This window comes from Niveibacterium terrae (assembly GCF_048213115.1).
GTDB classification, from domain to species: domain Bacteria; phylum Pseudomonadota; class Gammaproteobacteria; order Burkholderiales; family Rhodocyclaceae; genus Niveibacterium; species Niveibacterium terrae.
In genome coordinates this window covers 3,616,767-3,642,646 of the sequence record NZ_CP172404.1, presented here as the reverse complement: position 1 = coordinate 3,642,646, position 25,880 = coordinate 3,616,767, and the positions used below count along the sequence as shown (strand labels likewise).

At 65.1% G+C, this 25,880-nt stretch carries 24 protein-coding genes and 1 riboswitch; of the genes, 6 read left to right on the top strand and 18 right to left on the bottom strand.

Going from position 1 to position 25,880, the window contains the following annotated elements; translation table 11 throughout:
* Positions 1 to 36 precede the first annotated feature (36 nt).
* The 4 genes from hslU to ACHFB9_RS16830 form a co-directional block, all read right to left on the bottom strand.
* Positions 37 to 1,374, bottom strand: a complete 1,338-nt coding sequence (gene hslU, locus ACHFB9_RS16845) for an ATP-dependent protease ATPase subunit HslU (protein WP_417068676.1) — start codon at positions 1,372 to 1,374, stop codon at positions 37 to 39.
* Between the two features lie 31 nt (positions 1,375 to 1,405).
* The gene (hslV, locus tag ACHFB9_RS16840; RefSeq protein WP_417068675.1) at positions 1,406 to 1,945 is read right to left on the bottom strand and encodes an ATP-dependent protease subunit HslV; all 540 of its coding nucleotides are present in this window, start codon (positions 1,943 to 1,945) and stop codon (positions 1,406 to 1,408) included.
* Positions 1,946 to 2,019: 74 nt separating this feature from the next.
* Positions 2,020 to 3,228 (bottom strand): STAS domain-containing protein, encoded by a 1,209-nt coding sequence (locus ACHFB9_RS16835; RefSeq protein WP_417068674.1) that lies wholly within the window; start codon positions 3,226 to 3,228, stop codon positions 2,020 to 2,022.
* A 115-nt stretch (positions 3,229 to 3,343) separates the two neighbouring features.
* The gene (locus ACHFB9_RS16830; RefSeq protein ID WP_417068673.1) at positions 3,344 to 5,290 is read right to left on the bottom strand and encodes a peptidase U32 family protein; all 1,947 of its coding nucleotides are present in this window, start codon (positions 5,288 to 5,290) and stop codon (positions 3,344 to 3,346) included.
* Positions 5,291 to 5,413: 123 nt separating this feature from the next.
* On the opposite strand from ACHFB9_RS16830, the gene ACHFB9_RS16825 reads away from it, so the two are divergent.
* Positions 5,414 to 6,139, top strand: a complete 726-nt coding sequence (locus tag ACHFB9_RS16825) for a hypothetical protein (RefSeq protein ID WP_417068672.1) — start codon at positions 5,414 to 5,416, stop codon at positions 6,137 to 6,139.
* A 3-nt stretch (positions 6,140 to 6,142) separates the two neighbouring features.
* On the opposite strand, the gene ACHFB9_RS16820 is transcribed toward ACHFB9_RS16825, so the two are convergent.
* The 6 genes from ACHFB9_RS16820 to thiC all read right to left on the bottom strand — a co-directional run bounded on the left by ACHFB9_RS16820 (position 6,143) and on the right by thiC (position 14,362).
* Positions 6,143 to 7,156 (bottom strand): diguanylate cyclase, encoded by a 1,014-nt coding sequence (locus ACHFB9_RS16820; RefSeq protein WP_417068671.1) that lies wholly within the window; start codon positions 7,154 to 7,156, stop codon positions 6,143 to 6,145.
* 86 nt (positions 7,157 to 7,242) lie between these two features.
* Entirely contained in the window at positions 7,243 to 8,097 is an 855-nt protein-coding gene (locus ACHFB9_RS16815; protein ID WP_417068670.1) for a hypothetical protein, read from the bottom strand.
* Positions 8,054 to 9,796 carry a diguanylate cyclase gene (locus ACHFB9_RS16810; protein ID WP_417068669.1) on the bottom strand — a complete coding sequence of 581 codons (1,743 nt, stop codon included), beginning with the start codon at positions 9,794 to 9,796 and terminating at the stop codon, positions 8,054 to 8,056. Before ACHFB9_RS16810 ends, ACHFB9_RS16815 begins: the two co-directional genes overlap by 44 nt.
* A gap of 72 nt (positions 9,797 to 9,868) precedes the next feature.
* On the bottom strand, positions 9,869 to 11,245 hold the full coding sequence (locus ACHFB9_RS16805; RefSeq protein WP_417068668.1) for an aminotransferase class III-fold pyridoxal phosphate-dependent enzyme: 1,377 nt from the start codon (positions 11,243 to 11,245) through the stop codon (positions 9,869 to 9,871).
* Positions 11,246 to 11,441: 196 nt separating this feature from the next.
* A complete protein-coding gene (locus tag ACHFB9_RS16800; RefSeq protein ID WP_417068667.1) occupies positions 11,442 to 12,368 on the bottom strand; it encodes a beta/gamma crystallin-related protein in 927 nt (308 codons plus the stop codon).
* Positions 12,369 to 12,454: 86 nt separating this feature from the next.
* The gene (thiC, locus tag ACHFB9_RS16795; RefSeq protein WP_417068666.1) at positions 12,455 to 14,362 is read right to left on the bottom strand and encodes a phosphomethylpyrimidine synthase ThiC; all 1,908 of its coding nucleotides are present in this window, start codon (positions 14,360 to 14,362) and stop codon (positions 12,455 to 12,457) included.
* 44 nt (positions 14,363 to 14,406) lie between these two features.
* Positions 14,407 to 14,501: riboswitch (TPP riboswitch) on the bottom strand.
* A gap of 102 nt (positions 14,502 to 14,603) precedes the next feature.
* On the opposite strand from thiC, the gene ACHFB9_RS16790 reads away from it, so the two are divergent.
* Together ACHFB9_RS16790 and ACHFB9_RS16785 are read left to right on the top strand one after the other, a co-directional pair.
* Positions 14,604 to 15,128 (top strand): hypothetical protein, encoded by a 525-nt coding sequence (locus ACHFB9_RS16790; protein WP_417068665.1) that lies wholly within the window; start codon positions 14,604 to 14,606, stop codon positions 15,126 to 15,128.
* 51 nt (positions 15,129 to 15,179) lie between these two features.
* Positions 15,180 to 16,460: an HD-GYP domain-containing protein gene (locus ACHFB9_RS16785; RefSeq protein WP_417068664.1), complete on the top strand. Its 1,281-nt coding sequence runs from the start codon at positions 15,180 to 15,182 to the stop codon at positions 16,458 to 16,460.
* Positions 16,461 to 16,469: 9 nt separating this feature from the next.
* On the opposite strand, the gene ACHFB9_RS16780 is transcribed toward ACHFB9_RS16785, so the two are convergent.
* Complete coding sequence (locus ACHFB9_RS16780; protein WP_417068663.1) at positions 16,470 to 17,351, bottom strand: LysR family transcriptional regulator; 882 nt, start codon at positions 17,349 to 17,351, stop codon at positions 16,470 to 16,472.
* A 94-nt stretch (positions 17,352 to 17,445) separates the two neighbouring features.
* Here ACHFB9_RS16780 and ACHFB9_RS16775 point away from each other — a divergent pair, with 94 nt between their 5' ends.
* Together ACHFB9_RS16775 and ACHFB9_RS16770 are read left to right on the top strand one after the other, a co-directional pair.
* Positions 17,446 to 17,835, top strand: coding sequence for a VOC family protein (locus ACHFB9_RS16775; RefSeq protein WP_417068662.1), 390 nt, complete (start codon positions 17,446 to 17,448; stop codon positions 17,833 to 17,835).
* 9 nt (positions 17,836 to 17,844) lie between these two features.
* The gene (locus ACHFB9_RS16770; RefSeq protein ID WP_417068661.1) at positions 17,845 to 18,651 is read left to right on the top strand and encodes an HAD family hydrolase; all 807 of its coding nucleotides are present in this window, start codon (positions 17,845 to 17,847) and stop codon (positions 18,649 to 18,651) included.
* A gap of 3 nt (positions 18,652 to 18,654) precedes the next feature.
* On the opposite strand, the gene metW is transcribed toward ACHFB9_RS16770, so the two are convergent.
* From metW to ACHFB9_RS16735, 7 genes are all read right to left on the bottom strand, one after another.
* The gene (gene metW / locus ACHFB9_RS16765; RefSeq protein ID WP_417068660.1) at positions 18,655 to 19,251 is read right to left on the bottom strand and encodes a methionine biosynthesis protein MetW; all 597 of its coding nucleotides are present in this window, start codon (positions 19,249 to 19,251) and stop codon (positions 18,655 to 18,657) included.
* 1 nt (position 19,252) lies between these two features.
* Positions 19,253 to 20,374, bottom strand: a complete 1,122-nt coding sequence (gene metX, locus ACHFB9_RS16760) for a homoserine O-succinyltransferase MetX (RefSeq protein WP_417068659.1) — start codon at positions 20,372 to 20,374, stop codon at positions 19,253 to 19,255.
* A 172-nt stretch (positions 20,375 to 20,546) separates the two neighbouring features.
* Positions 20,547 to 22,196: a methyl-accepting chemotaxis protein gene (locus ACHFB9_RS16755; RefSeq protein ID WP_417068658.1), complete on the bottom strand. Its 1,650-nt coding sequence runs from the start codon at positions 22,194 to 22,196 to the stop codon at positions 20,547 to 20,549.
* A gap of 137 nt (positions 22,197 to 22,333) precedes the next feature.
* Positions 22,334 to 24,052 (bottom strand): phosphoenolpyruvate--protein phosphotransferase, encoded by a 1,719-nt coding sequence (ptsP, locus tag ACHFB9_RS16750; protein ID WP_417068657.1) that lies wholly within the window; start codon positions 24,050 to 24,052, stop codon positions 22,334 to 22,336.
* 4 nt (positions 24,053 to 24,056) lie between these two features.
* A complete protein-coding gene (locus ACHFB9_RS16745) occupies positions 24,057 to 24,326 on the bottom strand; it encodes an HPr family phosphocarrier protein (RefSeq protein ID WP_417068656.1) in 270 nt (89 codons plus the stop codon).
* Positions 24,313 to 24,720: a PTS sugar transporter subunit IIA gene (locus tag ACHFB9_RS16740; protein ID WP_417068655.1), complete on the bottom strand. Its 408-nt coding sequence runs from the start codon at positions 24,718 to 24,720 to the stop codon at positions 24,313 to 24,315. Before ACHFB9_RS16740 ends, ACHFB9_RS16745 begins: the two co-directional genes overlap by 14 nt.
* A 73-nt stretch (positions 24,721 to 24,793) precedes the next feature.
* Positions 24,794 to 25,105 carry a DUF1840 domain-containing protein gene (locus tag ACHFB9_RS16735; protein WP_417068654.1) on the bottom strand — a complete coding sequence of 104 codons (312 nt, stop codon included), beginning with the start codon at positions 25,103 to 25,105 and terminating at the stop codon, positions 24,794 to 24,796.
* Positions 25,106 to 25,184: 79 nt separating this feature from the next.
* Between ACHFB9_RS16735 and can the strand changes: the two genes are divergently transcribed.
* The gene (gene can, locus ACHFB9_RS16730; RefSeq protein ID WP_417071419.1) at positions 25,185 to 25,829 is read left to right on the top strand and encodes a carbonate dehydratase; all 645 of its coding nucleotides are present in this window, start codon (positions 25,185 to 25,187) and stop codon (positions 25,827 to 25,829) included.
* The last annotated feature ends 51 nt before the right edge of the window (positions 25,830 to 25,880 follow it).

The window sequence follows — 25,880 nt, the reverse complement described above, 5'->3', positions numbered from 1 at the left end:
TCGGCGAAGGGCGGGCAAACCCTTCGCCTTGCGCTCTCAGAGCACGTAGCGGGCGAGGTCTTCGCTGCCGGCCAGGGTCTCCAGCCGTCCGTTCACATAGGCGGCATCGATGCTCAGCTTGTCGAGGCCTGGCTTGCCGGCTTCGAAGCTGACTTCTTCGAGCAGCTTCTCCATCACTGTGTAGAGCCGGCGCGCGCCGATGTTCTCGGTGCTCTCGTTGACCTGCCAGGCGATCTCGGCGAGCCGGCGTATGCCTTCGGGCAGGAACTCCAGCTTGACCCCGTCGGTGGCCAGCAGCGCTGCATACTGGGTCGTCAGGCAGGCGTCGGTGCTGGTCAGGATCCGCTCGAAATCCTCGACCGACAGGCTTTCCAGTTCGACGCGGATCGGAAAGCGGCCCTGCATCTCGGGGATCAGGTCGGAAGGCTTGGCGAGATGGAAGGCGCCGCTGGCGATGAACAGGATATGGTCAGTCTTGACCATGCCGTACTTGGTCGTCACGGTCGTGCCTTCGACGAGCGGCAGCAGGTCGCGCTGCACGCCCTGGCGCGAGACGTCGGCGCCGCCCGCTTCCGCGCGCGCGGCGATCTTGTCGATCTCGTCGAGAAAGACGATGCCGTTCTGTTCGACCTTGCGCACGGCCTCCAGCTTTGCCTCGTCGTCATTGACCAGACGGGCCGCCTCTTCGTCGGTCAGCAGCTTCAGCGCATCGCTGATCTTGAGCCGGCGCATCGCCTTCTTGCCGTTGCCGATGTTCTGGAACATGCCCTGGATCTGCTGGGTCAGCTCCTCCATTCCGGGGGGCGCGAAGATTTCGGCGACCGGGCCGGAAGCGGCCACTTCGATCTCGATCTCCTTGTCGTCGAGCTCGCCTTCGCGCAGTTTCTTGCGAAATTTCTGGCGCGTCGCGTTGTCCTCGATCTCCGGGGTTTCGCTGGAGCCGAAGCCGACCGGCCGCGCCGGTGGCAGCAGCGCGTCGAGAACGCGGTCCTCCGCGGCATCCTCGGCCCGGTTGCGGACCCGGCGCATCGCCTGCTCGCGTTCGTCCTTGACGGCGACCTCGACAAGATCGCGGATGATCGTGTCGACATCGCGGCCGACATAGCCGACTTCGGTGAACTTCGTCGCTTCGACCTTGATGAAGGGCGCGTTCGCGAGCCGCGCCAGTCGGCGGGCGATCTCGGTCTTGCCGACGCCGGTCGGGCCGATCATCAGGATGTTCTTCGGGGTGATCTCGTGACGCAGCGCCTCGTCGACCTGGGCGCGGCGCCAGCGGTTGCGCAGCGCGATCGCGACCGAGCGCTTGGCTTTGTCCTGGCCGACGATGTGCTTGTCGAGTTCGGAAACGATTTCCGCGGGAGTCATCTCGCTCATGGCTTGGCTTTCAAGAGGGGGGTGGGACGGCTCACCACTCGAGGGTTTCTATCGTGTGGCTCTGGTTCGTGTAGATGCACAGGTCGCCGGCGATCGTCAGCGCCTTCTTGACGACTTCGGGCGGAGCCAGTTCAGTGTTCTCAAGCAGGGCTCGGGCCGCGGACTGGGCGTAGGCTCCGCCGCTGCCGATCGCGGCGATGCCTTGCTCGGGTTCGAGCACATCGCCATTGCCGGTCAGGATCAGCGTGCTCTCGGTGTCGGCGACGATCAGCATCGCTTCGAGCCGGCGCAGCATCCGGTCGGTTCGCCAGTCCTTGGCGAGCTCGACCGCCGAGCGCAGCAGGTGGCCCTGATGTTTTTCGAGTTTGGCTTCGAAACGCTCGAACAGCGTGAAGGCGTCGGCGGTGCCGCCGGCGAATCCGGCGAGAACCTTGCCGTGGTAGAGCCTGCGCACCTTGCGGGCTGTTCCCTTGACGACGATGTTGCCGAGCGTGACCTGTCCGTCGCCGCCCAGCGCAACCTGTTTGTCGCGGCGAACCGAGACGATGGTGGTGCCGTGGTATTGCTCCATGCGCTTTCCCGATGTGATGCCGCGACAGGCGGCCGTCACCAGACAATGAGGCCGCCGGCGCACAAAGCAAGGGGTCAGCTGCGACGAAGCTCCAGCGTGGCGACCTGATCGACGCCGATCACGCGCAGCAGCGCGGCGACCATCGCGTTCAGGCCGAGGATCGCGCACTGCTTGCCTTGGGTCTGGAAGCGAACCAGTACATTGAAGAGCGTGCCGGCGCTGACGAAGTCCATCCGCTGCAGGCGGCTCGCGTCGATCTTGATGAGCTTGCGATCGGCGCCGTACTTGGCCAGATTCTGGATCGTCTCGCTCTGGCTGCTGGACAGTTCGCCCTCAAGTACGAACTGGGGTGCTTCCTCTTCGATCGGGACGAGTTCCAGCTCGGAGGCGTCAGAACTCTCCTGCGGCTGTTTCAGCGAGGTCGTCGTCAGCGCGCCCTCTGCCGGCGCTTCATACGAAGGGGGCGACTCTTCGAAAGTGATCGCGTAGTCGAGCGCGACTTCGTCGAAGCGGTCGGCTTCGCCAAGGGCCTGGATCAGTTCGAGCACCATCAGCCAGCTTGCCTTGCCTTCGCGGCGTCCGGGCTGGGCATGGTTTTCGATCATCGCGAGCATCGTGCGCGGGCTGGACAGATGAACCTTGACTCTGGCCTGACGCAAACGCTGCAGCAGTGCGAGCAGAAGCTCGCAGCCGCTGTCATCGACGCTCTTGAGCCGGGCCAGCTCAATCCGCAATGTGCCGGCTTTCTGGGCGATCTTCTCGATCTGCTCGAACTGCGGGGCCGAAGCACTGCCGAGGTTGCCGGTCAGGCTGATCGTCGGCGCCGAGCTGCGGGCTTGGGCGGGCTTGGGGGTCGAAGAATGGCCCAGCTCTGACCAGACGGGAGGCGAGCGGCCGAACTGCTGGGCGAATGCGACGCCGCGCTGCTCGAAGGCTTCGCGGCCGTCGGTCAGTCGGTAGAGGTCGAACAGCATGAACCACAAGGTCTGGTTGTTCGCCGCGCCTTCTTCGATCGCCGCTTCCAGAACGGCGGTTGCGGCGACATCGGTGCCGTTCGCGAACAGGATCGCTGCCTCTTCGATTGCGGGGTGGTCGGTGTCCGACAGTTCGGCGACCTGGATTTTTCCCGCTGCGGCGGCCAATGCGCGAACCTCGCCGAACTGGGAGTAATCCAGCAGCGAAGTGTTCGGATCTCCGGATGATTGGGAGGCGCTTTTGAGCTTGTCTTTCTTGCTCTGCGGCTCCGCCTCAGACGGTCCTTTGCGGAAGAACGAGATTGCCACTTCTTGATTCCTGCTCTGTATTCAACCCCGGTTAAACGGGAAACCAGCCCTATAGAATAGGCATCTGGCGCATTTGACGCAAACGGCAGGACTTCATGCCCGTAATACGTAAGGACTAACGGCCTTCTTCGCCGTTGCTTGAGCGTGTTTCCAGCGAAGGCGGTGGATTCTGCAGGGTGTGGCGTTTCGCACGGCCGAGTATATGCATTATGCATCGCCGGCAGTCGAACTGGAGCTTGAGCTTCTCGTTTCCGCAGACCAGCGTCAGCGGATCGGCGCTGACCCGGCCCTTGATGCCCATCTGCCTCGCCTGTTTCGGGCACATGTTGAACGAGAAGCGCAGGCAGTGCTTGGTCGTCATCAACGCGACTTCGCCGACTTCCTCGTGCGCTTCGAAGGCGGAGGCGATCAGCGTGACGCCGTGGCGCGTGTAGAAACGGCGGGCGGCCTGATTGTAGACGTTGGCGAGAAAGCTCAGCGATGTTTCCGGATAGGGCTCGGCGGGAAGGCTCTCGGGGTGGCGAGGGGGGCGAACCCATTTCGCGAGCCTTTCCTCTTCGAGCCGGGCAATGCCATCGCGGCGCAGCGCGTTGATTGCCGAGGCGGGGACGAACCAGGCCTGGGCGGTCGCGATTTCGATTTTCCGGGCCGAGAAGATGCTCGTGCCCAGTTTGGCGAGGCCATCGCGTAGCTGGGATTCGGCCCGTTCGGGATTTTGCGCAGCCTCCTTCGCGATCGTGATGCGGGCGCTGATGGCGTTTCCGTCCTCGTCGCTGAGCGCGAGTTCGAGGCCTTCGGCCGTGTCGGCGAGCCTCATGTCGACGGCGATCCGGCGCTCGGCGGATTTCTTCTGCAGCGTCTGCTCCCAGACGTGGTCGCGGCTGCGGTGGATGACGAGATTCGGCTGGAGGCCGGGCAGTGTGGAAAGCGGCCGGCTGGGGACGATGCGCCAGTGATTGCCTTCGCGCCGGGCCAGGTTGGCCTGCACTCCGACGACTTCGCGCTTGTGGAGCCAGCACAGGCCGTCGCCGTTCGCGAGCGCCTCTTCGCTGTCGATCTCGAACCAGTCCGCCCCCAGCCGGGTCACCCTCCCCAAGGCCTGACCGATGTGGGCCGGGGCATCGAAGGCGGCGATGCCCTGCTGCCGGCCATTGACGAAGTAGTCGGTGGCGCCGCGATTGAAGCTTCTGGCCGGAGCCGGGGAAAAGCCGAAATGGCTGCGACCGGATGAGGCGCGCGCGAGTTCGGGGTGGGTTTCGAGCAGGGTGTCGAGAAGCTGGCGGTAATGAGCGGTGATGTTCTTCACATAGCTCATGTCCTTGTAGCGGCCTTCGATCTTGAAGCTGCTGATTCCGGCGGCGGCGAGCTCAGCGAGGTTCGCGCTCTGGTTGTTGTCCTTCAGCGAGAGCAGGTGCTTCTCGAACGCGATGACCTGGCCTTGTCCGTCCTGTAGCGTATAGGGCAGGCGGCAGAGCTGGGCACAGTCGCCGCGATTCGCGCTGCGTCCGGTCAGTGCGTGGCTCAGATAGCACTGGCCGGAGTAGGAGACGCACAGCGCGCCGTGGATGAAGAATTCGAGCGCGACGTCATCGGGCACCGCGGCGCGGATTGCGCGGATCTCGCCGAGATTCAGTTCGCGCGCCAGAACCAGCTGGGAAAAACCCGCGGCAGCGAGAAAGCGTGCCTTTTCCGGCGTGCGGATGTCGCACTGGGTCGAGGCGTGCAGCGCGATCGGCGGCAGATCCAGTTCGAGCAGTCCCATGTCCTGGACGATCAGCGCGTCGACGCCGGCCTCCCAAAGCTCCACCGCCTGGCGGCGGGCCGCTTCGAGTTCGTTGTCGTGCAGGATCGTGTTCAGCGTCGCAAAGATGCGCACGCCGAAGCGGTGCGCAAAGCGGCTCAGCTCAGCGATCTCGGCGATGCTGTTTCCGGCGCTGGCCCGCGCTCCGAACGAGGGGCCGCCGATATAGACGGCGTCGGCGCCGTGCAGGATCGCTTCGCGGGCGATCTCGGCCGTCTTCGCGGGCGCGAGCAGTTCGAGCGGATGGCGGGAGAAGCTCATGATTTCTTTCGGAAAAACGGTCAGGCTGAGGGCGGAGTGTAGCCTCTGGCCGAGCCTGCGTCAGGTAGCATCCTGCAACATGCGGTAACCGGACGGGGCCTGACTCTTCGCTATGATGTCGGGATGCTTGCCTTTCTGCGTCCATCCTGTTGCCTGCTCCTCCTCGCGCTCGCGAGTCTGAGCGCCCGCGCGGAGACCGTGAAGCTGCTCAGCGTCCGCAACGAGGATCCCCAGCTTGCGCTCAGCGCCAAGCGCGCCAGCGGCGCAGAGGATGTCGACTCTCTGGGCATGCACCTCGATTTAGGCTTGGGCGAGGTCGGCAAGACCCGCTTCGCGCTGAACGCAGCCAGCCAGGATAGCGCTGCGCCGCGCCTCGATACGATCAAGGTTGATCACAAGCTCGATCTGTCCAATTCGCTGCTGATGCCCTTGCCGGGCAAACTGGATCTGGGTCTGCACCTGACCCGGCAGATGGACCGGCTCAGCGCGAAGGCTTGGGACATGGGGGTGAAACCGCAGCTGAAGACCCAGTTCGGTCCTCTGGCGGTCAAGCTCGGGATGTCGGTCGAGCGCAGCGCCGATGCGGGGCGGGAACTCGCGGTCGGCTACCACTGGACGAGTTCTGTCGATCTGACGCCGCGGTTGTCGCTGGATCTGACGGGCAAGGGCTCGAGAAAGTACGACCGGGGTCTCGTCGATGCGGGGAGCGACACCCTGAGCCCGAAGATTTCCGGCCGCTACCGTGTCGATCGCAGTCTTGCGTTCAGCTACGGGCTGGGCGCCCAGGTCGACCTGAACAGCCGGGAGACCCGGCCGGACCTGAACCTGAACGTCGAACTCAAGTTCTAGCGTTCAGGCGCTCAACTCCATCCGGTTGCGCCCGCTCCGCTTGGCCCTGAGCAGAGCCTGATCGGCGCGCTCGATCAGCGCTTCGATGCTGACGTCGCGGTCCGGATCCATATGCGCGATGCCCAGGCTCAAGGTGCAGCCAAGCTGGTGCTCGCCCCAATGGATGTGGGCTGTGGCCACTTCGGCCCGCAGGCGCTCGGCAATCCGGCGGGCTTCCAGCTCGACCGTGTCGGTCAGCAAGGCGGCGAACTCTTCGCCGCCATAACGCCCGAGCAGATCGGACTGGCGCAGCGCTGAACCCATCTGCATGGCCAGTGACTGCAGCACATGATCACCGGCGGCGTGGCCGAAGCGGTCGTTGATCTTCTTGAAGTGGTCGAGATCGATCATCAATACCGACATCGGCCTCGTGTGGCGGATCGCGAGGCCGAATTCGCGCGCCGCCAGTGCAAAGAAATGCCTGCGGTTGTAGAGCCCGGTCAGGCCATCGCGAATCGCCTGTTCGAGCAGGCGCGCGTTGGCCTCCTCCAGTTCGGCGGTGCGTTCGGCAACCCGCTTCTCGAGTTCTTCGTTGGCGCGCCGCAGAGCTTCTTCCGTTGCCCGGACGGCGGTGATGTCGCGGGAGACGCCCAGGATGTAGGCGACCCGCCCCTTGCGGTCCACGGACGGCACGAGCAGCGTCTGCCAGTGCCGGGTGCGCAGGCTTGGTTCGCTGGTCGATTCCTCGTAGCTCAGCGGCGTTTTGCATGCCACACATTCGCGGTAGTGGGCGAGGATCCCTCCGAGATATTCGGGTGGGGCGACCTGCTCGATCGATAGCCCGACGACATCCCGGGGGAGCAGGCTGATGCTCTTCTGCTGGGCCGGGTTGATCGCGACGACCGTGAAACCGCCGTCCTCTTCGCAGCGGATCACGAACAGGTTGTCCGGAAAGCGTGCCCAGAGATCTCCGAATGCCGGGAAATTGCGCTGCAGCACCGAGATCAGGCGTGAGGACAGATCGGGGTTCGGACTCATCGAGAGATTCCTCTGGCGGCCCGACCGGCCGCATCAGTGGATTATTCGACCTCGACCGCCAATCGGCAAGACGAACCCTATCTGTTTCAGGAAAGAATGTGGCTCGCGAGTGCGAAACTCGGGCTTGTCGCGAAATCCTCAGGAGTCACGGTCTCCGGATTGGGCCAGGGGTCGACGATTTCGGCAATGCCCGCGATCGGCGTGCGCGCCGCGCGGCGCATCTGGCGGATCTGCCTGGCCAGCGCGGCGTGCTCGGGATCGACCGTTGCGGGCACTGCGGGGGAGGGGGCCGCGCTGGCGCGCAGCGGCGCCGCAGGCAGGGTGTGGGGAGATGCTTGGCGGGCCTGCTCGTACTCCTCGTACAAGGCGATCCAGTCGATGTCCGGGAAGGGGAGCTGGGTGGTGGCGACGACTTCGATGACCGGGCGCAGAGCGCCAGGGGGCTCGGTCTTTGCGTCGGCGAAGCTGCGATAGATGAATTCGCTGCAGACCATCTGCCCGGGGTCCGAGCGCACGACCTGATCCAGCGCGATCCGGAGCAACCACTTGAGCGGTTCCGGCCAGGCGAGTTTGTCGCGCAGCGCGCAGACGATTCCCAGCTCGAACAGCTGGTTGAGCGGATAGGGGGTGCCGATGAAGGAGCGGGCCGAGTCCTGGAGCGCTGCGAGCCGGGCCGCGCTCAGCTGGGCGTCGACACCGCCGAAACGCCACGCGTCGATCAGGCTGAATTCCTGGTGGTTGGTGAGTCGGGGGGCGAGGGGCTTGGTCTTGACTCCGGCTCCGGTTGCCTCGATCAGGGTCGCGTCGTCGAGAACCAGGGCCGAGTGGCTGTAGCGGGAGTTGCTGGCCCACGCGATCAGTTTCGAGATTTCTCCATCGCCCATGTGCAACAGCACATCACCGGGGCGTATGGTTTGCGGTTTCGGGGTGGATGCCGGCATTGAATCCTCCTTCAGTCTGGACCGGGTCAGGGGAGAGCAGCGATGATTCGGGCGCGATCGCGACGCGGTTGCGCCCGCTGTTCTTGGCCGCATAGAGCGCTGCATCGGCGCGGGCGATCAGGTCCTCCGCGGAAAGCGGGTCGGAGCCGCTGCTCGCGACGCCTATGCTGCAGCTCAAGCGGATGTTGTCGAGCGGCTGGACGCCGACCGCCTCGCGGATCTCTTCGGCGAGCGCGGCCGCGGCCGCGCGCTCGACTCCGCGCAGCACGATCAGGAATTCCTCGCCGCCGTAGCGGCCGACCGCATCCGAGTGGCGCAGACGCGCCAGCAGGCGGCGGCTGATCTCGCGCAGGCAGGCATCTCCGACCAGATGGCCGTGAGTGTCGTTGATTCGCTTGAAATGATCGATGTCGATGAACAGCACCGAGACCGCGACGCCCTCATTGCGGAAGGCCTTGCGCGCCGAATCCAGGCGTTCGAGGATCGTGCGGCGGTTCAGCACGCCGGTCAGCGCATCGGTATTGGCATGCTTTTGCGCTTCCCTGAGCGCGGCACGCATCTCGCGGACCCGGTCGGCCAGACCCAGCGCCAGCATGACACCGGAGAGCACCATCGACAGCGGAAAGCCGTAGTAGACGGCGAGACTGGGCTGGAGGCCGAGGAAATCGCAGAGGGAGTGGGCGAAGGTAAAGCCCTGCATCGTCAGCCAGGCCAGCAGGAAGAAGGCTGCGGCCCGGCTGCCTTTCCACCAGCCGAGCGCGCCGGCAAAGACGATCAACATCGTTCCGGTCAGGATCGCGAAGTTGCCCAGTGCGGCAAGGCCGTAGCGCCATGCGAAGGGAAGCAGCAGTACGGCCAGCAGCAGCAAAAGGAACAGCGTTTGCAGCAGGGCCAGAGCCCGGTCAAGACGGGGGGCGATCTGCCTGACGTTGGTCATCCTCCGCGCGAACTGGACGGCGATCAAGGCGCCGAGGGACGCGAAGAAGTTTTGAAGCCGGGTGCCCAGGAAGAGCAGGTTTTCGATGCCGGGCAGCGAGTAACCCTCGTAGAAGGCCAGGCAGACATAGATGCCCTGGCTGGCGACCAGGCCCGAATAGATCAGGAAGAGCGGTTCGCGGGCGATCAGCCAGACGCAGAGCGCGCACAGTGCGAGCGCCATCAGCGCCGCAAAAGCGCCCGATGAGAGCCGGACATGCGCCAGCGTCGCCGCTTGGGCTGCATCGCGCGAGTTCAGCGTTACGATGGGCTTGAGCCGGGTCGGCGGGCCGTCGAGTCTGGCGCGCAGATAGATACTCTGGGCAGAGGAAAGCGTCGCGCCGAGCGGGAAGATCAGGATTCCGCGGGTTTGGCTCGCCGGGAAATTCCGGCCCAGCGCGGAAAGAGTGGTCGGCGGCGAGCCGTCCAGGGGATAAACGGTCAGCTGCTGGAAGCGGCTCTGGCGCACCTGCAGGACGGGGGGAGAACTCTCCCGCCAGTCGGCCTCCGGCAACAGACGGAACCAGCGGGGGCTGCTCAGGTCGTTCAGTGCTGCCACTGTCGTCGGGACGAAGCTGGAATCGAGCTTCCCGGACAGCACTTCGCTTTCTTGGGCAGCGACTCCGTCGGGCAGGCGCTCGATCCGGAAAGCCAAGCCTGTCGCGCCCGCGATGAGCGGGCACAACAGCAGCAGAATCAGCAGGGATCGGCACAGGCGCGACATCGGCGCGATTTTCGGGGGCAAGCCGAAAAGAATAGAGCAGTCTGCGCGACGAGGGTATGGATCAAACGTGTACTAGTGTGACAAGACTGGCGTGCCAGGTATTTTGTGACTTGTTTCATTCGTCTTCGTTTGCTCCATCGCCCCGAGCAGGCGCCCGAGCTTTTCGATCAGCGCGTCGATCTCGGCCAGCGTCACGTCCAGCGGTGGGCGGAAGCGGATGCTGTCGGTGCCGGCGCCGAGCAGAAGCAGGTTCTCCTGTTCCAGCGCCAGCTCGAGCAGGCGGCCCTTGTCGGCCGGGTCGAGCAGCGTGAAGCCCTGGTAGAGGCCCAGACCGCGCACGTTCGCGATCATTGCGGGGTGGCGGACACAAAGCCCTTCGAGGCCGGAGAGCAGGCGCTCGGCCTTGGCGGGCACGGCAGCGATCAGATCCTCTTCTTCGACGATGCTCCATTCCTGGACGAAGCGGACCATGTCGCCGAGATTGCCGCCCCAGGTCGAGTCGAGCACGCCGACGTCGTCCATCGGATTGAGCATATAGATCACGCCGTTGCCGAACTTCTTTGCGACCGCGATCGCCTGCGGCGGGTGCGGAATGTCGTAGAGGTCGATGCAGAACACCTTGCCGGTCTGGCCGCCCGAAGTCTGCACTTCATCGAGGCCCCAGCTGACGTCGTAGCGGTGGCACAGGCGGGAGAGTTCGCGATAGAAGCGGGGCAGCGCGATCCGGTGGCCGCCCGCGCCCTGCATCGGCTCCAGGATCACGCCGACGATCTCGTCGCGATAGCTGTGCATCAGGTATTCAAGGTTCGCGAGTGCGCGATCGACTTCGCGCTCGTTCTCGGCGGCGGAGCGTCGCGCGTCGTATTCAGGGAAAGGTACCTGCAGGTTGCCCTGGACGATGCCCTGGTAGTCGCGGGTCGCGATCGGATCGTTGGCGAGCTTGGTGATGTTCAGCGCATAGACGGTACGGCCGTGGAATGCCTGCTCGAAATAGATGAAGCGGCGGTTCAGCGGCGTTCTGCCTTGGGCGAGCTGCTTCTTATGATGAAGATTGATCAGGTACTTCATCATGTTCTCGACCGCTTCGGCGCCCGAGTTCACCGCATAGACTTCGACCCGCTGATCGCGCATGCATTCGGGTGCGAGCCTGTGCAGCAGCCGGTAGTAGGCGAGGCACTCCTCGGTCAGGAAGTCAGGGTTCGCCATCTTGTTGTTCGCGGCGAAACCCAGAAGCTCCAGATAGGCGGGTTCGAAGAGGCGCGGATGGTTGTAGCCGAGCAGCCGGGAGCCGTAGAGGCCGCACCAGTCGGTGATGGAGTCGCCGTCGACGGTCGCGAGCTGGATGCCGCGCGAGGCGCGGATGTCGACGACGAAAGGCTTGGGTTCGGCGATCACATAATGGCTCAGTTCTTCGAGCATCGCCTGACTGCGGGGTTTGGGATAGGTCATCAGAGTGTCTGTCGTTTGCCGGGCCGGGGTCCCGGCGCCGCGTTGCCGCTAGCGTAGCGGCAGAACGCTGTGCCGATAAACAGTATCAGCACCGGTGATGGGCGATCAGTCACACTAATGGCGGAGCGGGTTGGCCGCGCTCATCAGGCAAACCCGCTCGGATCGATCAAGACAGTTTTCGCTCGGGCCTGGGCCGTCAGCGCAGCGGGCGGATCGACGACACGGCGTCGTTGAAGTCGTGGTCAGAGAGATCGCGGATGCTGTGGCTGATCTCTTCGCAGCGCCCCTGGAAGTTTGCGTCACGGCAGATCTGCCAGCGGCCGCGGGTGATCCGGATCGACGAGACGCGGTCGTTGAAGCCGCGGCGGCCGAGGTCGGGGAGCGCGTCCCGCACTTCCAGGGCGCGGCCGCCGAAGTTGGCGTCCTCGAAGAGAATCGCGATGCCTCTGTCGTTGTCTGGGCGACCCTCGTTCCTATCCTGGTGACCGTCGTGCCTCCAGTTGCCGTCGTCTCCCGGCCGGACGAGCTGGAGCGAACTGACCGCGTCGTTGAGGCCGATCCCGGAGAGGTCGCGGATGCCGCCCTGATCGACGTTGATGCAGTTCTGATAGTCCGCATCGCGGCACAGGCGCCAGTGACCACCCTGCACGCGCACCGACGAGATCTTGTCATTGAGGCCGAAACGGGACAGGTCCGGCACGTCGGAGGTGAAAGATCGCGACCGCCCGCTGAAGTTCGCGTCCTGATAGACGACGATCGCGGCTTGCTGCCGGTTGTTCGGGTTGCCCCATCCCTTGCCGTCCGATTCCCGCGCCGGGCGCAGGCTGGAGATGCGGTCCTGGAAGGGCGTGCCCGCGAGGTCGCGGCGGGTGCCGTCGAGCACTGCGCACTCGCCCTGGAAACGGGCGTCGGTGCAGATCTGCCACGCTTCGCCGTCGACCCGGATGCTGGAGATGCGGTCATTCATGCCCAGGTCATCGAGTGTCTCGACTCCTCGATCGAGCGTGACGCAGCGTCCGCGGAAATTGATGTCTTCGCAGAGCGTGATCCGGGCCGCCTGCGCGGCGCCGAGCGTGGCACCGAGCAGGGCGAGCAGGCTCAAAATGCGGGTCAGCGGGGTCATGTCGGCCATCCTTTCATGAATTCGGGAGCGAGGACTCTTTATACCGGATTCCCGGGCTCCCGGATGTCATCGAGGCGCAGGCGAGTTCACTGCTTTCGGTAGACCTCGGCCCCGCTCTTGACGAACTCGACCGCCTTTGCCTCCATCCCCTTCGCGAGCACTTCGTTCTCGGCCAGGCCCTGGCTGGCCGCATAGTCGCGCACGTCCTGGGTGATCTTCATCGAGCAGAAGTGCGGGCCGCACATCGAGCAGAAGTGGGCGAGCTTCGCGCCTTCGGCGGGCAGCGTTTCGTCATGATAGCTGCGCGCGGTATCGGGATCGAGGCCCAGGTTGAACTGGTCTTCCCAGCGGAACTCGAAGCGCGCCTTGCTCATCGCGTTGTCGCGGATCTGGCTGGCCGGGTGGCCCTTGGCGAGGTCGGCGGCGTGGGCGGCGATCTTGTAGCTGATGATGCCGGTCTTCACGTCGTCCTTGTCGGGCAGGCCCAGGTGCTCCTTGGGCGTCACATAGCAGAGCATCGCGCAGCCGTACCAGCCGATCTGCGCGGCGCCGATCGCGCTGGTGATGTGGTCGTAGCCGGGCGCGATGTCGGTGGTCAGCGGGCCCAGCGTGTAGAACGGGGCCTCCTTGCACCAGTCGAGTTCCAGATCCATGTTCTCGCGGATCAGCTGCATCGGCACATGGCCAGGGCCTTCGATCATGACCTGGACATCGTGCCGCCAGGCGACCGCGGTCAGCTCGCCGAGCGTCGCGAGCTCGCCGAGCTGGGCTTCGTCGTTCGCATCCCAGATCGAGCCAGGCCTCAGCCCGTCGCCGAGCGAGAACGCGACGTCGTAGGCCTTCATGATCGCGCAGATCTCCTCGAAGTGCGTGTAGAGGAAGTTCTCCTGGTGATGGGCGAGACACCACTTGGCGAGGATGGAGCCGCCGCGCGAGACGATGCCGGTCATCCGGTTCGCGGTCAGCGGTACATGCTTCAGCAGCACGCCGGCGTGGATCGTGAAGTAATCGACGCCCTGTTCAGCCTGTTCGATCAGCGTGTCACGGAAGATCTCCCAAGTCAGATCCTCGGCGCGACCATCGACCTTTTCGAGCGCCTGATAGATCGGCACGGTGCCGATCGGAACCGGACTGTTGCGCAGGATCCACTCGCGCGTCTCGTGGATGTTCCTGCCGGTCGACAGATCCATCACCGTGTCGCCGCCCCAGCGGATCGCCCAGGTCAGCTTGTCGACCTCTTCCTGGATGCTCGACGAGACGGCGCTGTTGCCGATGTTCGCGTTGATCTTGGTCAGGAAGTTCCGGCCGATGATCATCGGCTCCGATTCCGGGTGGTTGATGTTGGCCGGGATGATCGCGCGGCCGGCGGCGACCTCGGCGCGGACGAACTCGGGCGAGATCTCGTCCGGAATCGTCGCGCCCAGACTCTGGCCCGGATGGCGGCGGCCCATCCGTTCGGCGAGTTGTGCGCCCTTGGGACCGCTCGCCGCGAGCGAGGCGAGGTAGGCGGAGCGGTTCAGGTTCTCGCGGATCGCGATGAACTCCATCTCCGGCGTGATGATTCCGCGGCGGGCGTAGTGCATCTGGGTCACATTCGCGCCCGCCCTGGCACGGCGCGGTGTCCGTCTCAAATTGAAGCGCAGGCCATCGAGTCCGGGGTCGGCGGCGCGCGCCTGGCCGTAGCGCGACGAGAGGCCGGCCAGCACCTCGCTGTCGCCCCGCTCCGCAATCCACGCCGCGCGCAGCGCCGGGAGGCCGGAGCGCACGTCGATTCTCGCGTCCGGGTCGGTGTAGGGGCCCGAGCAGTCATAGACGAAGATCGGCGGGTTCTTCTCGCCGCCGAAGGCGGTCGGCGTGTCGGCCTGGGTGATCTCGCGCATCGGCACCCGCAGGTCGGGGCGGGTGCCCTGCAGATGGATCTTGCGCGAATGGGGCAGGGGGGCGACAGCGGCTGCGTCGACCTGGGCTTGAGCCGCGGTGAAAGGCTTGTTCATCAGCTTCCTCTTTCTGGGGCGAAAGGGAAGCGGGCGGGCGGAACCCGGCCTCAGCTTCGCCTCCCTACGCCGGCATGATCCGGATCAGGTTCGGAGGGTATTTCTCACCCCGGCTTGACGGGGACCCCTGGCGAAGTCGGCACGCTAACTCATGGGCGCGAAGGGTGCAAGCCGACATTTCCCGCCCGTGCTCGAGGCAAGTACAATGGCATCGGTTATTCAAGTGGGTGCGGAGGAGAACATGGGAAAGCTTGCCTGGCTATGTCTGCTGGCAACGGTTTGGCTCGCGGCGTGCGCGACGGAGCCCGAGGCGCCCCCTGTGGCTGCGCCCGAAGTGGCAAAGCCGATCTCGTCGGTCGAACCCGCTGTTCCCGCGGTGGTGGCCGCGCCCAAACCGGCGCCCAAGCCCGCTCATCCTAAGGCCCGGCGCAAGGACAAGGCTGCCGAAAAGGCCGCCGCCGAGAAAGCCCTGGCGGAGAAGGCTGCCGCCGAAGCGAAGCCGGCGAGCGATGTGCCCGAGTCCGTACGCACTGAGCCGGTCGCGAAAGCCCAGGTCATCAAGGGGCCGGCCTGGCTCGCCCGCTGTGCGTCGAAATCCCGCGAAGGGGGAGTGATCCTCTGCGACGCCGATTCGCTGCTGGTCCAGCCTTCGCCTTCGGTCAAGGTCTATACGCGAGAAGCCGCTCTGGCCGGCAAGGTCGCCAGCGGGGTGATCGTGCTGCGTGCGAATCTGCCGCGCCGCTACCGGATCTACTTCGTGCCTTGAAGTATTATTGGTACCTGACTGAGGCAGAATACGGTTTTGCCCCAGTCGACCATGTGCCGCCTGCCCATCTCCAACACCGTCTCGCCTGACCAGAGCCCGCATTACATCCGCGCGGTCACCGGGATGAGCGCGGCGCATGAGATTGTGGTCGATCAGGACATCTATTCCAGCAACGGAACCAAGCTGCTGGCCAAGGGGGCGCAGCTCAACCAGCATCACTTCGAGCTGCTGACCCAGCACAGACTGAAGATCCCGCTCGACAACAGCCTGAGCCTGGCGGGGCCGGTCTCGCCTGCTCAGCTGGCGCTGGAGGCGGCGCAGATGATCGAACACGATGCGCTGTTGGCGCAGATCGCTGCCAGTTCGGGCGATGCGCTGGCCGTCAAGCATGCCCTGGCCCAACTGCCTCTTTCCGCTGCGTTGTGCTTTCGGCTCAGCGTGATGCGCTCCCAGCGCGCCGCGCTCTACCAGCACTCGCTGCGCAGCGCGCTGCTGGCCCACGCGCTGGCCCTGCGCCTGGAGCTCGCCGAGCACGAACGCTGCAATCTGCTGCTGGCGGCGCTGTGCCATGACATCGGTGAGCTGCACACCGATCCGGTCCTGCTCGCGCCCGGGCGCGAGCTGAGCCGGCAGGAGCGGCGTTACCTCTACGTCCACCCGGTCACCGGTTTCGTGCTGTTGCAGCAGCTCCTGCCAGCGAGCTGCCGCTCCGCAGCCCTGGCAGTGCTGCACCACCACGAGCGGGCGGACGGCAGCGGTTATCCCTACGGTTTGAACTTCGCGCAGATCCACCCTCTGGGCCGCATCCTCGCGCTCGTTGAGGTCTCGGAAGGCTTGCTGCGCCGCCAGGATCTCGACCGGCTGGATGTGCTGCTCAAGCTGGGCAAGCCGCGCTTCGCATCCGCCGCGATCGGCGCACTGCGCGATCTGCTGCGCGCCGCGCCCGACCGGCTCCGTACCCGGCTTCGCCCGCGGGGTGAGATCGAGGCGGGCCTCGCCCGACTCTCGGACGTGCTGCTGCTGTGGAAGACGCTGGGGGCGCAGCTCGGGAACGCTCCGGGCGAGGCCCTGCCCCTCGGCTTCCTGTTCGAGCGGATGGAAACCCTCCGCTCGCTGGTGCTGCAGACCGGCTGCGATCCCGACGACATGGCGACCGTGCTGGAGCAGGTCGAAGAGGATGAAGAGGCGCTCCACGAGCTCGCGAGCCTCGCCGGCGAGTTCTGCTGGCTGATGAACGATCTTGCGAACGAGATCGAGCGGCGGACTCCGGCCCGGGATCCGCAGACCCGGGAGCTGCTGCAGGCGCTGATCCGGGCCTTGAATTCGGCCTGAACGCCGCGCTCAGACAGCGTCGCGGGCGCCCAGGCAGGCGATCAGCACGGCAGCCCACTGTCTGGCCGTGCCGGACGGGTAGTAGCTCAGGAAGAAAGCCGTTGCGCCGGGGCTGGCGCCGGCCAGAGGCAGCTCGCGCAGGCGCCCTTCGTTGATGCCGGTCTCGACCAGGTAGCGTGGCAGCAGCGCGACGCCGAGGCCCGCGCGTACGCCTTCGAGCAAAGCGAAGCTGTTGCCCAGCTCGCGCGTGTCGGCAAGCTGGGCGAGAGAGAGCCCGCCGCTCGCCAGCAGCGCGCTCCAGCTGTGGCTGCGCTCGCGGTTGCGCAGCAGGATCCGGTGCCCGAGCAGCTCGGGCACCGTGGTCGGCATGCCATGAGACGCCGCGTAGTCGCGGCTTGCGACGAGCACGTTGGCGCTGGTCAGCAGCGCCTCGTGGACGAGCTTCGCTTCGCTCGTGTCGTTGCGCACCGCCAGATCGAAGAGGCTGTCGGCGAGCCGGACCGGCTGATCGCTCAGCTGCAGGTCGACGATCAGGCCGCGCGCCTCGATTGCCGGCAGGCGAGGCGTGATGTAGCAGCTGCCCAGGTCGACCGGTGCGGTGACGCGGATGCGCTGCCGTCCGCCGCCGATCCGGATCCGCTCCAGAGTTCTGTCCATCGCCCTCTCGACCTGCCGGTACTCGTCGAGCAGCAGAGCGCCGCGTTCGGTCAGCTGCAGTGGGCGGCCGTGACCGCGCAGGAAGAGCGGAAAGCCGAGCCTGTCTTCCAGCTGACGGATCTGGTAGCTGACTCCGGCCTGGGTCAGCGCGAGCTCTTCGGCGGCGCGCGAGAAACTGCCATGGCGGGCGACCGCGGCGAAGCCGGGCAGGTGAGGGAGAAGCGCGCGGAGCATAAGCCAGACTTTTTAGATGCAAAGAAATGCAAGTTTGGCTGTCGCGCCGGGTCAGGGCAAGATGATCGCCGAGACTATTCGGAAGGAAACCCAGATGAGGATAGAACACGTTGCGATCTGGTCTCGCGACCTCGACGCCCTGCGCGAATTCTATGTGCGGCGTTTTGGCGCGCATCCGGGGCCGCTCTACCACAATCCGCGCACCGGCTTTCGCTCGTTCTTTCTCGGCTTCGCCGACGGGGCCAGGCTGGAGCTGATGGCCAGAGCCGACGTGCCGGCCAGTCAGGACGATCCGCTCAGGCAGAGGCAGGGGCTGATCCATCTCGCGCTCTCGGTCGGCAGCGAGGAAGCCGTCGACCGCCATCATGCGCAGAGCCTCGCCGAGGGCTTGCGTGTGCTCGATGCCCCGCGCCGCACTGGTGATGGCTACTACGAGTATGTGCTGCTCGATCCCGAAGACAACCGGATCGAAGTGACGGCCTGAGGGAGAATGATGAAACGAATCCGCCTGATTGCCAGCGATCTCGATGGCACCTTGCTCGACGGGCGCAAGGCCTTGCCGGCCGGGCTGGCCGATACGCTGGCCCGCCTCGCCGAGCGGGGAATCGCATTCTGTCCGGCCAGTGGGCGCCAGTACCAGAGCATCGTCGAGCTGTTTCCCGAGGCGGCAGGCGCGTTGCCGGTCATCGCCGAGAACGGCGCGCTGGTCATGCTGGAGGGCAGGGAGCTCGCGTCGACGACGATCGCGCCCGCCGCTCTGGCCGGCCTGCTCGCCAGGCTGCGCAGTCTGCCCGCCGGAGCGAACGAGCGCGGCGCGGTGCTGTGCGGCAAGCGTTCAGCCTATGCGCTGCCCGGCCGCTTCAGCGATGAGGTGAGGCGCTACTACCCGAAGCTCGAAGTCGTTGAGGACTTCGCCGTGGTCCAGGACGAGATCCTCAAGCTCGCGCTGTTCGACGCCGGCAGCGCTGCGCGTGAGATCCATCCGCACTTTGCGGTGCTGGCGCTGGAACTGGACCTTCAGGTCGTCGTCTCGGGTGAGCACTGGGTCGATGTGATGGCGGCCAGCGTCAACAAGGGGGCCGGCCTGCGCGCGGTGCAGGCCGCGCTCGGTATCACGCGCGAGGAGACGATGGTCTTTGGCGACTTCTTCAACGACGTCGAGATGTTCGCCGAAGCCATGCACTCCTATGCGATGGCCAATGCGCTTCCGGCCGTCGCCGCCCACGCCCGCCACCGCGCCCCCGGCAACGACGAGAACGGCGTGCTGAGGGTCATCGACGGGATGCTCGCAGCGGCCTGACGATCAGGCGACCGACTTGCGGCCCAGCCGGTACATCGCGACGTTGGCGAGGAAATTCGCCTCCTCGGGAACCGGCTTGTCGTCGTCGAACGCGGCACACTCGCGGATCTCGATGCCGCGCGCCTCGCACAGCGCTTCGAAGTCGGCGATCGTGAAGAAGCGGACGTTCGGCGTGTTGTACCACTGGTGGGGCAGGCTCTCCGAGACCGGCATCCGACCGTTCAGGATCGCCTGGCGGTGGCGCCAGTAGCCGAAGTTCGGGAAGCTGACGACGGCTTCGGTGCCGACCCTGAGCATCTCGTCGAGGATCTGCTCGGTCTGGTGCACGGCCTGCAGCGACAGGCTCATGATCACATGGTCGAACTGCGCATCCTCGAAGCCGCGCAGGCCGTCCTCGAGATCGATCTGCAGCGCATTGACGCCGTTCCTGATGCAGGCGACCAGCTTCTCAGGATCCACTTCGATGCCATAGCCGGCGACCTGACGGCGCTGCTGCAGGAAGGCGAGCAGGCTGCCATCGCCGCAGCCGAGGTCGAGAACCCGCTCGCCGGGGGAGACCCAGCGTGCGATCACTTCAAAGTCATGACGTTGGCGATTCATTTCAAACCTCGATACGGTCGAACCAGGCGCGCATCACCGCGTGATACTGAGGGTCGTCGAGCAGGAAGGAGTCGTGCCCGGCCGGGCACTCGATCTCCGCGTAACTGACCGAGCGGCCGTTATGCATCAGCGCGAAGAGCAGCTCGCGCGAGCGCTCCGGCGAGAAGCGCCAGTCCGTCGTGAAGGAAGCGACCAGGAAGTCGGCGCGGGCGCGGGCGAGCGCCGCGACGAGATCGCCGCCGAACTCGAAAGCGGGGTCGAAGTAGTCGAGCGCCTTGGTCGCCAGCAGATAGGTGTTCGCATCGAAGTAAGCCGCGAACTTGTCGCCCTGATAGCGCAGATAGGATTCGATCTCGAACTCGACGTCCCAGTGATATTGCTTGGTGCCGTGGCGCAGCTTGCGGCCGAATTTCGCACCCATCGCGTCGTCGGACAGGTAGGTGATGTGGCCGACCATCCGCGCGAGCTTGAGTCCGGTCGTTGGCACGACGCCATGCGCATAGTAGTCGCCGCCGTGGAACTCGGGGTCGGACATGATCGCCTGGCGTGCGACTTCGTTGAACGCGATGTTCTGTGCGGTGAGCCGCGGCGCGGCCGCGATCACGGCCGCATAGCGGACGCGGTCCGGGTGGGCCAGCGTCCACTGCAGCGCCTGCATTCCGCCCAGGCTGCCGCCGACGACGGCCGCGAAGCGCTCGATCCCGAGCAGGTCGGCCAGCCTCGCCTGGGTTTCGACCCAGTCTTCGACGGTCACAAACGGGAAAGCGGAACCCCAGGGTTTGCCGGTCTCGGGGTTGATCGACGAAGGTCCGGTCGAGCCGTGGCAACCGCCCAGGTTGTTCACGCCGATCACGAAGAACTTGTTTGTGTCGAGCGGCTTGCCCGGGCCGACCAGGTTGTCCCACCAGCCGGTCGAGCGCGGCGAGTCGGCATAGACGCCGGCGACGTGGTGGGATCCTGACAGCGCGTGGCAGATCAGCACCGCGTTGCTGCGCTCGCGGTTCAATGTGCCATAGGTTTCATAGACCAGCCGATAGGCGGGCAGGACGCCTCCGCTTCTGAGCGTCAGCGGAGAATCGAAATCGGCGTGCCGGGGCGTGACGATGCCGACGGAAGTTGTCATGAGAGCCTCAAAACGAAAACCCGTCCGGCTGCGAAGAGCAAACGGACGGGTTGCCCTCGTTTAGCCGGATTTGTTGAGCGCCCGCAAGCTGAGTCAAATCGGCGCTATGGGCTCAAACATACCCGCGGAGGCGGCCAAGGTCAAACGGTGGATGGGCTGGCCGGTTCTCGCGTCAGAGCCGGAAGCGGGCGACAGCCTGGCGCAGCTTGCTCGCGAGCGTTTCGAGCTCTCCGACATGGGTTGCGCTGCCGACGATCGCGGCGCTGCTCGATTCGGCCATCTGCGCGATCTGCTCGATGTGCTGCGCGATCGCGTGGCTGGTCGTGCTCTGCTCCGCGTAGGAGCTGACCAGTTCGGCGACTTCGTTGCGCGTCGTCGCCGCGCCTGCCTTCAAGGACGAGAGCGCGGGTTCGAGCTTGCCGATCACCGTGACGCTCGTTTCGACCTGGCCCGAGGAGGCGCGGATGAAGCGCCCGACTTCCTCGGTTTCGCCGTGGATCGCGCTCAGCGCGGTCATGATCTCGTTGGTTGCGCCGCCGGTCTTCTCGGCCAGTTTCCTGACCTCGTCGGCGACGACCGCGAAGCCGCGTCCCTGATCCCCCGCCCGAGCCGCCTCGATCGCGGCATTGAGCGCGAGCAGGTTGGTCTGGTCGGCGATCTCCTTGATCACGCTGGCGATGCCCTTGATCTTCGCCGAGTGGCTCTCCAGGCGACCGATGTTCTGGGCGGCTGTCGCGACCGAGGCCGCGACCCGGCTGATCTCGGTGCTGGCGTCCTCGGCCAGCCGCGCGCCTTCTTCGGACAGATGGAAGGCCTTCTCGGCTTCGCCGTTGACGCGATCGGCGCGCTCGGACACGAAGTCGAGGCCTGCTGTCATCTGCTGGATCGCCGCGGCGATTCCGGCCGCCGCTTCGGTCTGGCTGGCTGCGCTCGCTTCGATTGCCCCGTAGGCGTCGTGCAAGGATTCGGTTGCGCTGACGATCTCGCCGCTCGAATGGTCGATTGCGCCGATCATCCCCTTCAGCTGGGCCTGCATCCGGCCCAGCGCCGTCAGCAGCTTGCCGGTCTCGTCGTCCCGCTTGCTGTGCACTTCGCAGGACAGGTCTCCCGCGGCGATCCTCTCGGCGATCTGCAGGGACTGGTTCAGCGGACCGGTCACCGAACGGATGATCGAGTAAGACAGCGCGATCGCGGCGACGAGGCCGATCGCGGCGAGCAGCAAGGACGTGGCCTTGAGCCGCGTCGCAGAAGTCTCGGCCTTGCGGAAGGCCTGTTCGCTGGCCTTGACCTGATTCTTCTCAAGCACCGACAGCGCGTCGAAAGCGGCGTCGAGGGCCGGGATCTGGTTTGAGCGGAATTCGGGAAGTGCTTCGAGCCGGTTGCCTTCGCGGAACAGTTTCAGAACTTTGGCCTGGCTCTGCAGCGAGGTTTTCCAGTTGTCGTCGAAGGCCTTGATCTGCTTTTGCGATTCCGCGTCATGCATCTGCGTGAAGGCCTGCTTCAGGTTCTTCAAGGCCTCGGTCTGCAGTTTTCCCATCTCGGCGAAGTGCTCTTCGGCGGTGTTCATGTACTGGGTTTCCATCGCCAGCACGATCCGCATCCGGCTGCGGTGCAGGCCGTCGAGGCCCAGGCCCAGTTCGGAGAGTGGGACGGTGTGATCGCGATAGACCGAGTCCATCTGGGCTGTCTGGGTGCTCAGGCCGATGTGGCCCAACAGCACGACGCCGATCACCAGCAACAGCAGAAAAGAGGACAGCGTGACGAGGCGGGCCGTGATCTTCAGATTGCGGATGAAGAGCAGCGGTGAAGGGAAGGCGATCATGGGGAAACCTCAGTGTTTCCCGGACATTTTCATGTGCCCGGTATGGAGCGATCAGCTGCCTTTATCATAAAGGCCCGCGCAGCATACGTCCTTGAAAATATCGAATTTGACGGGAATTGCGAATGTGAAAAGCTGTGTCAGAGGCGCAGGATCGCTTCGCGCAGGCGTTCGGGTTCTTCGAGCTTCATCAGCCGGGCCACCCGGGCGGAGAGCTCGACCGTGTCGGCGCGCAGAACCTCCTGCTTGACCTCGAGGATCTGCGCTGCGTGCATCGAGAATTCGCGCAAGCCCATGCCCAGCAGCAGGCGGGTATTCGTGATATCCCCGGCCATCTCGCCGCAGACCGCAACCGGGGTTCCGGTGCGGATTCCGGTCTGGATGACCCGATAGACGAGCTGCAGCACGGCGGGGTGCCAGGGGTCGTAGAGGTGGGAGACGGCTTCGTCGGAGCGATCGATCGCCAGCGTGTACTGGATCAGGTCGTTCGTGCCGATGGACAGGAATTGCAGCCGGCGCGCGAACAGGCTGGCCTGCAGCGCGGCGGCGGGGACTTCGACCATGCCGCCGACCGGGATGTTCTCGTCGAAGCGGATCTTCTCGGCGCGCAGCTCGGCCTTGGCGCGTTCGAGCGCGGCGAGCATCTGCTCGATCTCGCCGGCGGTGGCCAGCATCGGCACGAGGATTCTGAGCTGCCCGTAGTGCGAGGCGCGGAGCAGCGCGCGCAGCTGGGCGTGGAACATCTTCGGTTCGGACAGGCAGAAGCGGATCGCGCGCAGACCCAGGGCCGGGTTCGCGTCGCGGCGGATCAGGGTGCCGCGCAGCGCCTTGTCCGCGCCGATGTCGAGCGTCCGGATCGTCACGGACTTTCCGGAAAATGCCTTCAGTACGCTCCGATAAGCTTCAAACTGCTCATCTTCGTCGGGTAACTCGTCGCGCCCCATGAACAGGAATTCGGTCCGGAACAGACCGACTCCGTCGGCATCGACTTCGCGTGCAGTCGCCGCGTCGCGCGGCAGCTCGATGTTCGCATTGAGCTGCACGCGAACTCCGTCCAGCGTCGAGGCGGCCGCGGTCTTGAGGCGGCGCAGCTTGGTGCGCTCGAGCTCGAGCACCGACTTGCGTAGCCGGTACTCTTCGAGCACCCGCTCGTCGGGATCGACGATGACGACGCCGCGGGTGCCGTCGAGGATCAGGATGTCGTCGTCGCTGACCATGTTGCGGACATGGTGGAGGCCGACGACGGCCGGAATCGCGAGGCTGCGCGCGACGATCGCGGTGTGCGAAGTCGCCCCGCCAATGTCGGTCACGAAGCCCGAGATCTGCGCGTGCTTGAACTGTATCGTGTCGGAGGGCGACAGGTCGTGCGCGACGACGATCGTGCCGAGGCCGTCGCGCCGTTTGCCTGGGCTGTAGCCGGGATGACCCAGCAGTGCCTTGACCAAGCGTTCGACCAATTGCACGACGTCGGCCTTGCGTTCGCGCAGATAGGTGTCCTCGATTGCATCGAACTGGTCGACCAGCACTTCCATCTGCTGCACGAGTGCCCATTCGGCGTTGCAGCGCCGCTCGCGGATATGGGTGCGGGCGGCGTCGATCAGCAGCGCGTCCTGCAGGAACATCTGCTGCAGTTCGACGAAGACCGCGACTTCCGAGTGCGCGCCGGTCGGGGTCTTGCGCAGCTGCGCGAGTTCGGCGCTGACCGTCGCGACCGCTTCGTCGAGGCGTTCGAGTTCCTTGAGCACCGCGCGCGGCGCGACGGTGTAGTGGTGGACTTCCAGCAGCGCGTGCGAGATCAGCTGGGCATGGCCGATGGCGATGCCCTGGGAAACCGGCAGACCGTGCAGCGTGAAGGACATTGCGCTATTCGCTTTCGCCGAAGCGGTCGGCGACGAGTTCGAGCAGCGCGGCGAGGGCCTCGTCGGCGTCGGAACCGTCGGTGTCTATCGTGATCGAGCTGCCCTTCGCGGCCGCCAGCATCATCACGCCCATGATGCTCTTCGCGTTGACGCGCCGCTCGCCGCGCGCGACCCACACTTCGCTCTCGAAGCGGCTGGCCGTCTGGGTGAATTTCGCCGAAGCGCGCGCGTGCAGCCCCAGCTTGTTGATGATTTCGGCTTCAGCTTTTGGCATCGCGATCAACTTTCATCTGCATGACTCCGTCGCATCCTCCCGAGATGGCTTTGGTGACGACGGTCTGGATAGTGTTCTTGTCGCGGTAGTTCAGAACCCGCAACAGCATCGGCATGTTGATGCCGGCAATGCATTCGATCTGACCCGGCTTCGCCAGCTTGCCAGCGATATTGGCCGGCGTCGCGCCATAGAGGTCGGTCAGCACCAGCACGCCGTCCCCCGAGTCGACCGAGTTGAGCATCGCTTTGGCTGTAGGGAGCAGGTCGAGCGGGTCGTCGGCGGCCGATACGCCCAGCTGGGTCAGTTGGGCGGGGCGACGGTTCAGGACATGACATGCGCATTGTATCAGGGCTTCGCCCAGAGTCCCGTGGGTGATGATCAGAATGCCTATCATGTCTGCTCCTGGAGACGGCGGGAGCCGTCCGCTGCGTTAGCGGTGCATTCTAACCCGCGTGGCGGCTGCGAGCTTACTCCCAGATCACCACCTGCTCCTCGCGCAGCGCATGGCGGAACTGATCGAGCAGCGGGGCGGCACGCTGCCAGAGCGCGACCGGCTCCATGATGCCGTGCTCGCTGCGCTCGTCAGACTGATCCGCGCTCTTGTTCTTGTCCTCGGCGATCATCTGTTCCAGCCGCGCGATCGCGTCCGGCAATTGCGCAACAGTGATGATGCCTTGCTGGTCATCGCTGTCCTTGCCGAGAACCGTCAGCAACTGGCCGGCAACCTTGCCGAACATGATGACATCTCCCGCTGCGCGGGTCTTGAAAGTGATCAGCATCGTCGTCGTCCTTACTGGAACTTCGTCCATTGTAACGGTCAAAAGCCGGGTCGCCCGGTAGAATCCGGGCTGGAGGTTCCTGATGAACAAGCTGGACAATCTGCTCGAACGCAATCAGCAGTGGGCAGCCGGAGTCGTTGCCGAGGATGCCGAGTATTTCTCGCGCCTGGCCGCCCAGCAGTCGCCGGAGTACTTGTGGATAGGCTGCTCGGACAGCCGGGTACCGGCCAACCAGATTATCGATCTTGCGCCGGGCGAAGTCTTCGTTCACCGCAATATCGCCAACGTGGTCGTCCATACCGACCTGAACTGCCTGTCGGTGATCCAGTACGCGGTCGAAGTGTTGCGCGTCAAACACATCCTGATCGTCGGCCATTACGGCTGCGGCGGTGTGACCGCGGCGCTCAACGATCTGCGCCTGGGTCTGATCGACAACTGGCTGCGTCACGTCCAGGACATCAAGGGCAGGCACCGCAGCCAGATCGATGCGATCGAGGATGAAACGCTGCGCTGCGACCGGCTCTGCGAACTCAATGCGATCGAGCAGGTCATCAACGTCGCCGAAACGACGGTCGTCAAGGATGCCTGGATGCGGGGGCAGGATCTGACGATCCACGGCTGGTGTTATGGACTCAAGGACGGACTGGTCCGCGATCTCGCGATGAGCGTGAGCCGCGAGCGCGACGTGCTGCCCGCCTACGAGGCGGCGATCCGGGGCGGCTGAGTCGCTGTAACGTTCTGTATCGCGCGGCGCGGTCGATACAGCGGGATACCG

Excerpts from the sequence above, each read along its gene's own strand:
- hslU (WP_417068676.1), bottom strand. The coding sequence starts at position 1,374 with ATGAGCGAGATGACTCCCGCGGAAATCGTTTCCGAACTCGACAAGCAC.
- hslV (WP_417068675.1), bottom strand. The coding sequence starts at position 1,945 with ATGGAGCAATACCACGGCACCACCATCGTCTCGGTTCGCCGCGACAAA.
- ACHFB9_RS16830 (WP_417068673.1), bottom strand. The coding sequence starts at position 5,290 with ATGAGCTTCTCCCGCCATCCGCTCGAACTGCTCGCGCCCGCGAAGACG.
- ACHFB9_RS16825 (WP_417068672.1), top strand. The coding sequence starts at position 5,414 with ATGCTTGCCTTTCTGCGTCCATCCTGTTGCCTGCTCCTCCTCGCGCTC.
- ACHFB9_RS16820 (WP_417068671.1), bottom strand. The coding sequence starts at position 7,156 with ATGAGTCCGAACCCCGATCTGTCCTCACGCCTGATCTCGGTGCTGCAG.
- ACHFB9_RS16815 (WP_417068670.1), bottom strand. The coding sequence starts at position 8,097 with ATGCCGGCATCCACCCCGAAACCGCAAACCATACGCCCCGGTGATGTG.
- ACHFB9_RS16810 (WP_417068669.1), bottom strand. The coding sequence starts at position 9,796 with ATGTCGCGCCTGTGCCGATCCCTGCTGATTCTGCTGCTGTTGTGCCCG.
- ACHFB9_RS16805 (WP_417068668.1), bottom strand. The coding sequence starts at position 11,245 with ATGACCTATCCCAAACCCCGCAGTCAGGCGATGCTCGAAGAACTGAGC.
- ACHFB9_RS16800 (WP_417068667.1), bottom strand. The coding sequence starts at position 12,368 with ATGACCCCGCTGACCCGCATTTTGAGCCTGCTCGCCCTGCTCGGTGCC.
- thiC (WP_417068666.1), bottom strand. The coding sequence starts at position 14,362 with ATGAACAAGCCTTTCACCGCGGCTCAAGCCCAGGTCGACGCAGCCGCT.
- ACHFB9_RS16790 (WP_417068665.1), top strand. The coding sequence starts at position 14,604 with ATGGGAAAGCTTGCCTGGCTATGTCTGCTGGCAACGGTTTGGCTCGCG.
- ACHFB9_RS16785 (WP_417068664.1), top strand. The coding sequence starts at position 15,180 with ATGTGCCGCCTGCCCATCTCCAACACCGTCTCGCCTGACCAGAGCCCG.
- ACHFB9_RS16780 (WP_417068663.1), bottom strand. The coding sequence starts at position 17,351 with ATGCTCCGCGCGCTTCTCCCTCACCTGCCCGGCTTCGCCGCGGTCGCC.
- ACHFB9_RS16775 (WP_417068662.1), top strand. The coding sequence starts at position 17,446 with ATGAGGATAGAACACGTTGCGATCTGGTCTCGCGACCTCGACGCCCTG.
- ACHFB9_RS16770 (WP_417068661.1), top strand. The coding sequence starts at position 17,845 with ATGAAACGAATCCGCCTGATTGCCAGCGATCTCGATGGCACCTTGCTC.
- metW (WP_417068660.1), bottom strand. The coding sequence starts at position 19,251 with ATGAATCGCCAACGTCATGACTTTGAAGTGATCGCACGCTGGGTCTCC.
- metX (WP_417068659.1), bottom strand. The coding sequence starts at position 20,374 with ATGACAACTTCCGTCGGCATCGTCACGCCCCGGCACGCCGATTTCGAT.
- ACHFB9_RS16755 (WP_417068658.1), bottom strand. The coding sequence starts at position 22,196 with ATGATCGCCTTCCCTTCACCGCTGCTCTTCATCCGCAATCTGAAGATC.
- ptsP (WP_417068657.1), bottom strand. The coding sequence starts at position 24,052 with ATGTCCTTCACGCTGCACGGTCTGCCGGTTTCCCAGGGCATCGCCATC.
- ACHFB9_RS16745 (WP_417068656.1), bottom strand. The coding sequence starts at position 24,326 with ATGCCAAAAGCTGAAGCCGAAATCATCAACAAGCTGGGGCTGCACGCG.
- ACHFB9_RS16740 (WP_417068655.1), bottom strand. The coding sequence starts at position 24,720 with ATGATAGGCATTCTGATCATCACCCACGGGACTCTGGGCGAAGCCCTG.
- ACHFB9_RS16735 (WP_417068654.1), bottom strand. The coding sequence starts at position 25,105 with ATGCTGATCACTTTCAAGACCCGCGCAGCGGGAGATGTCATCATGTTC.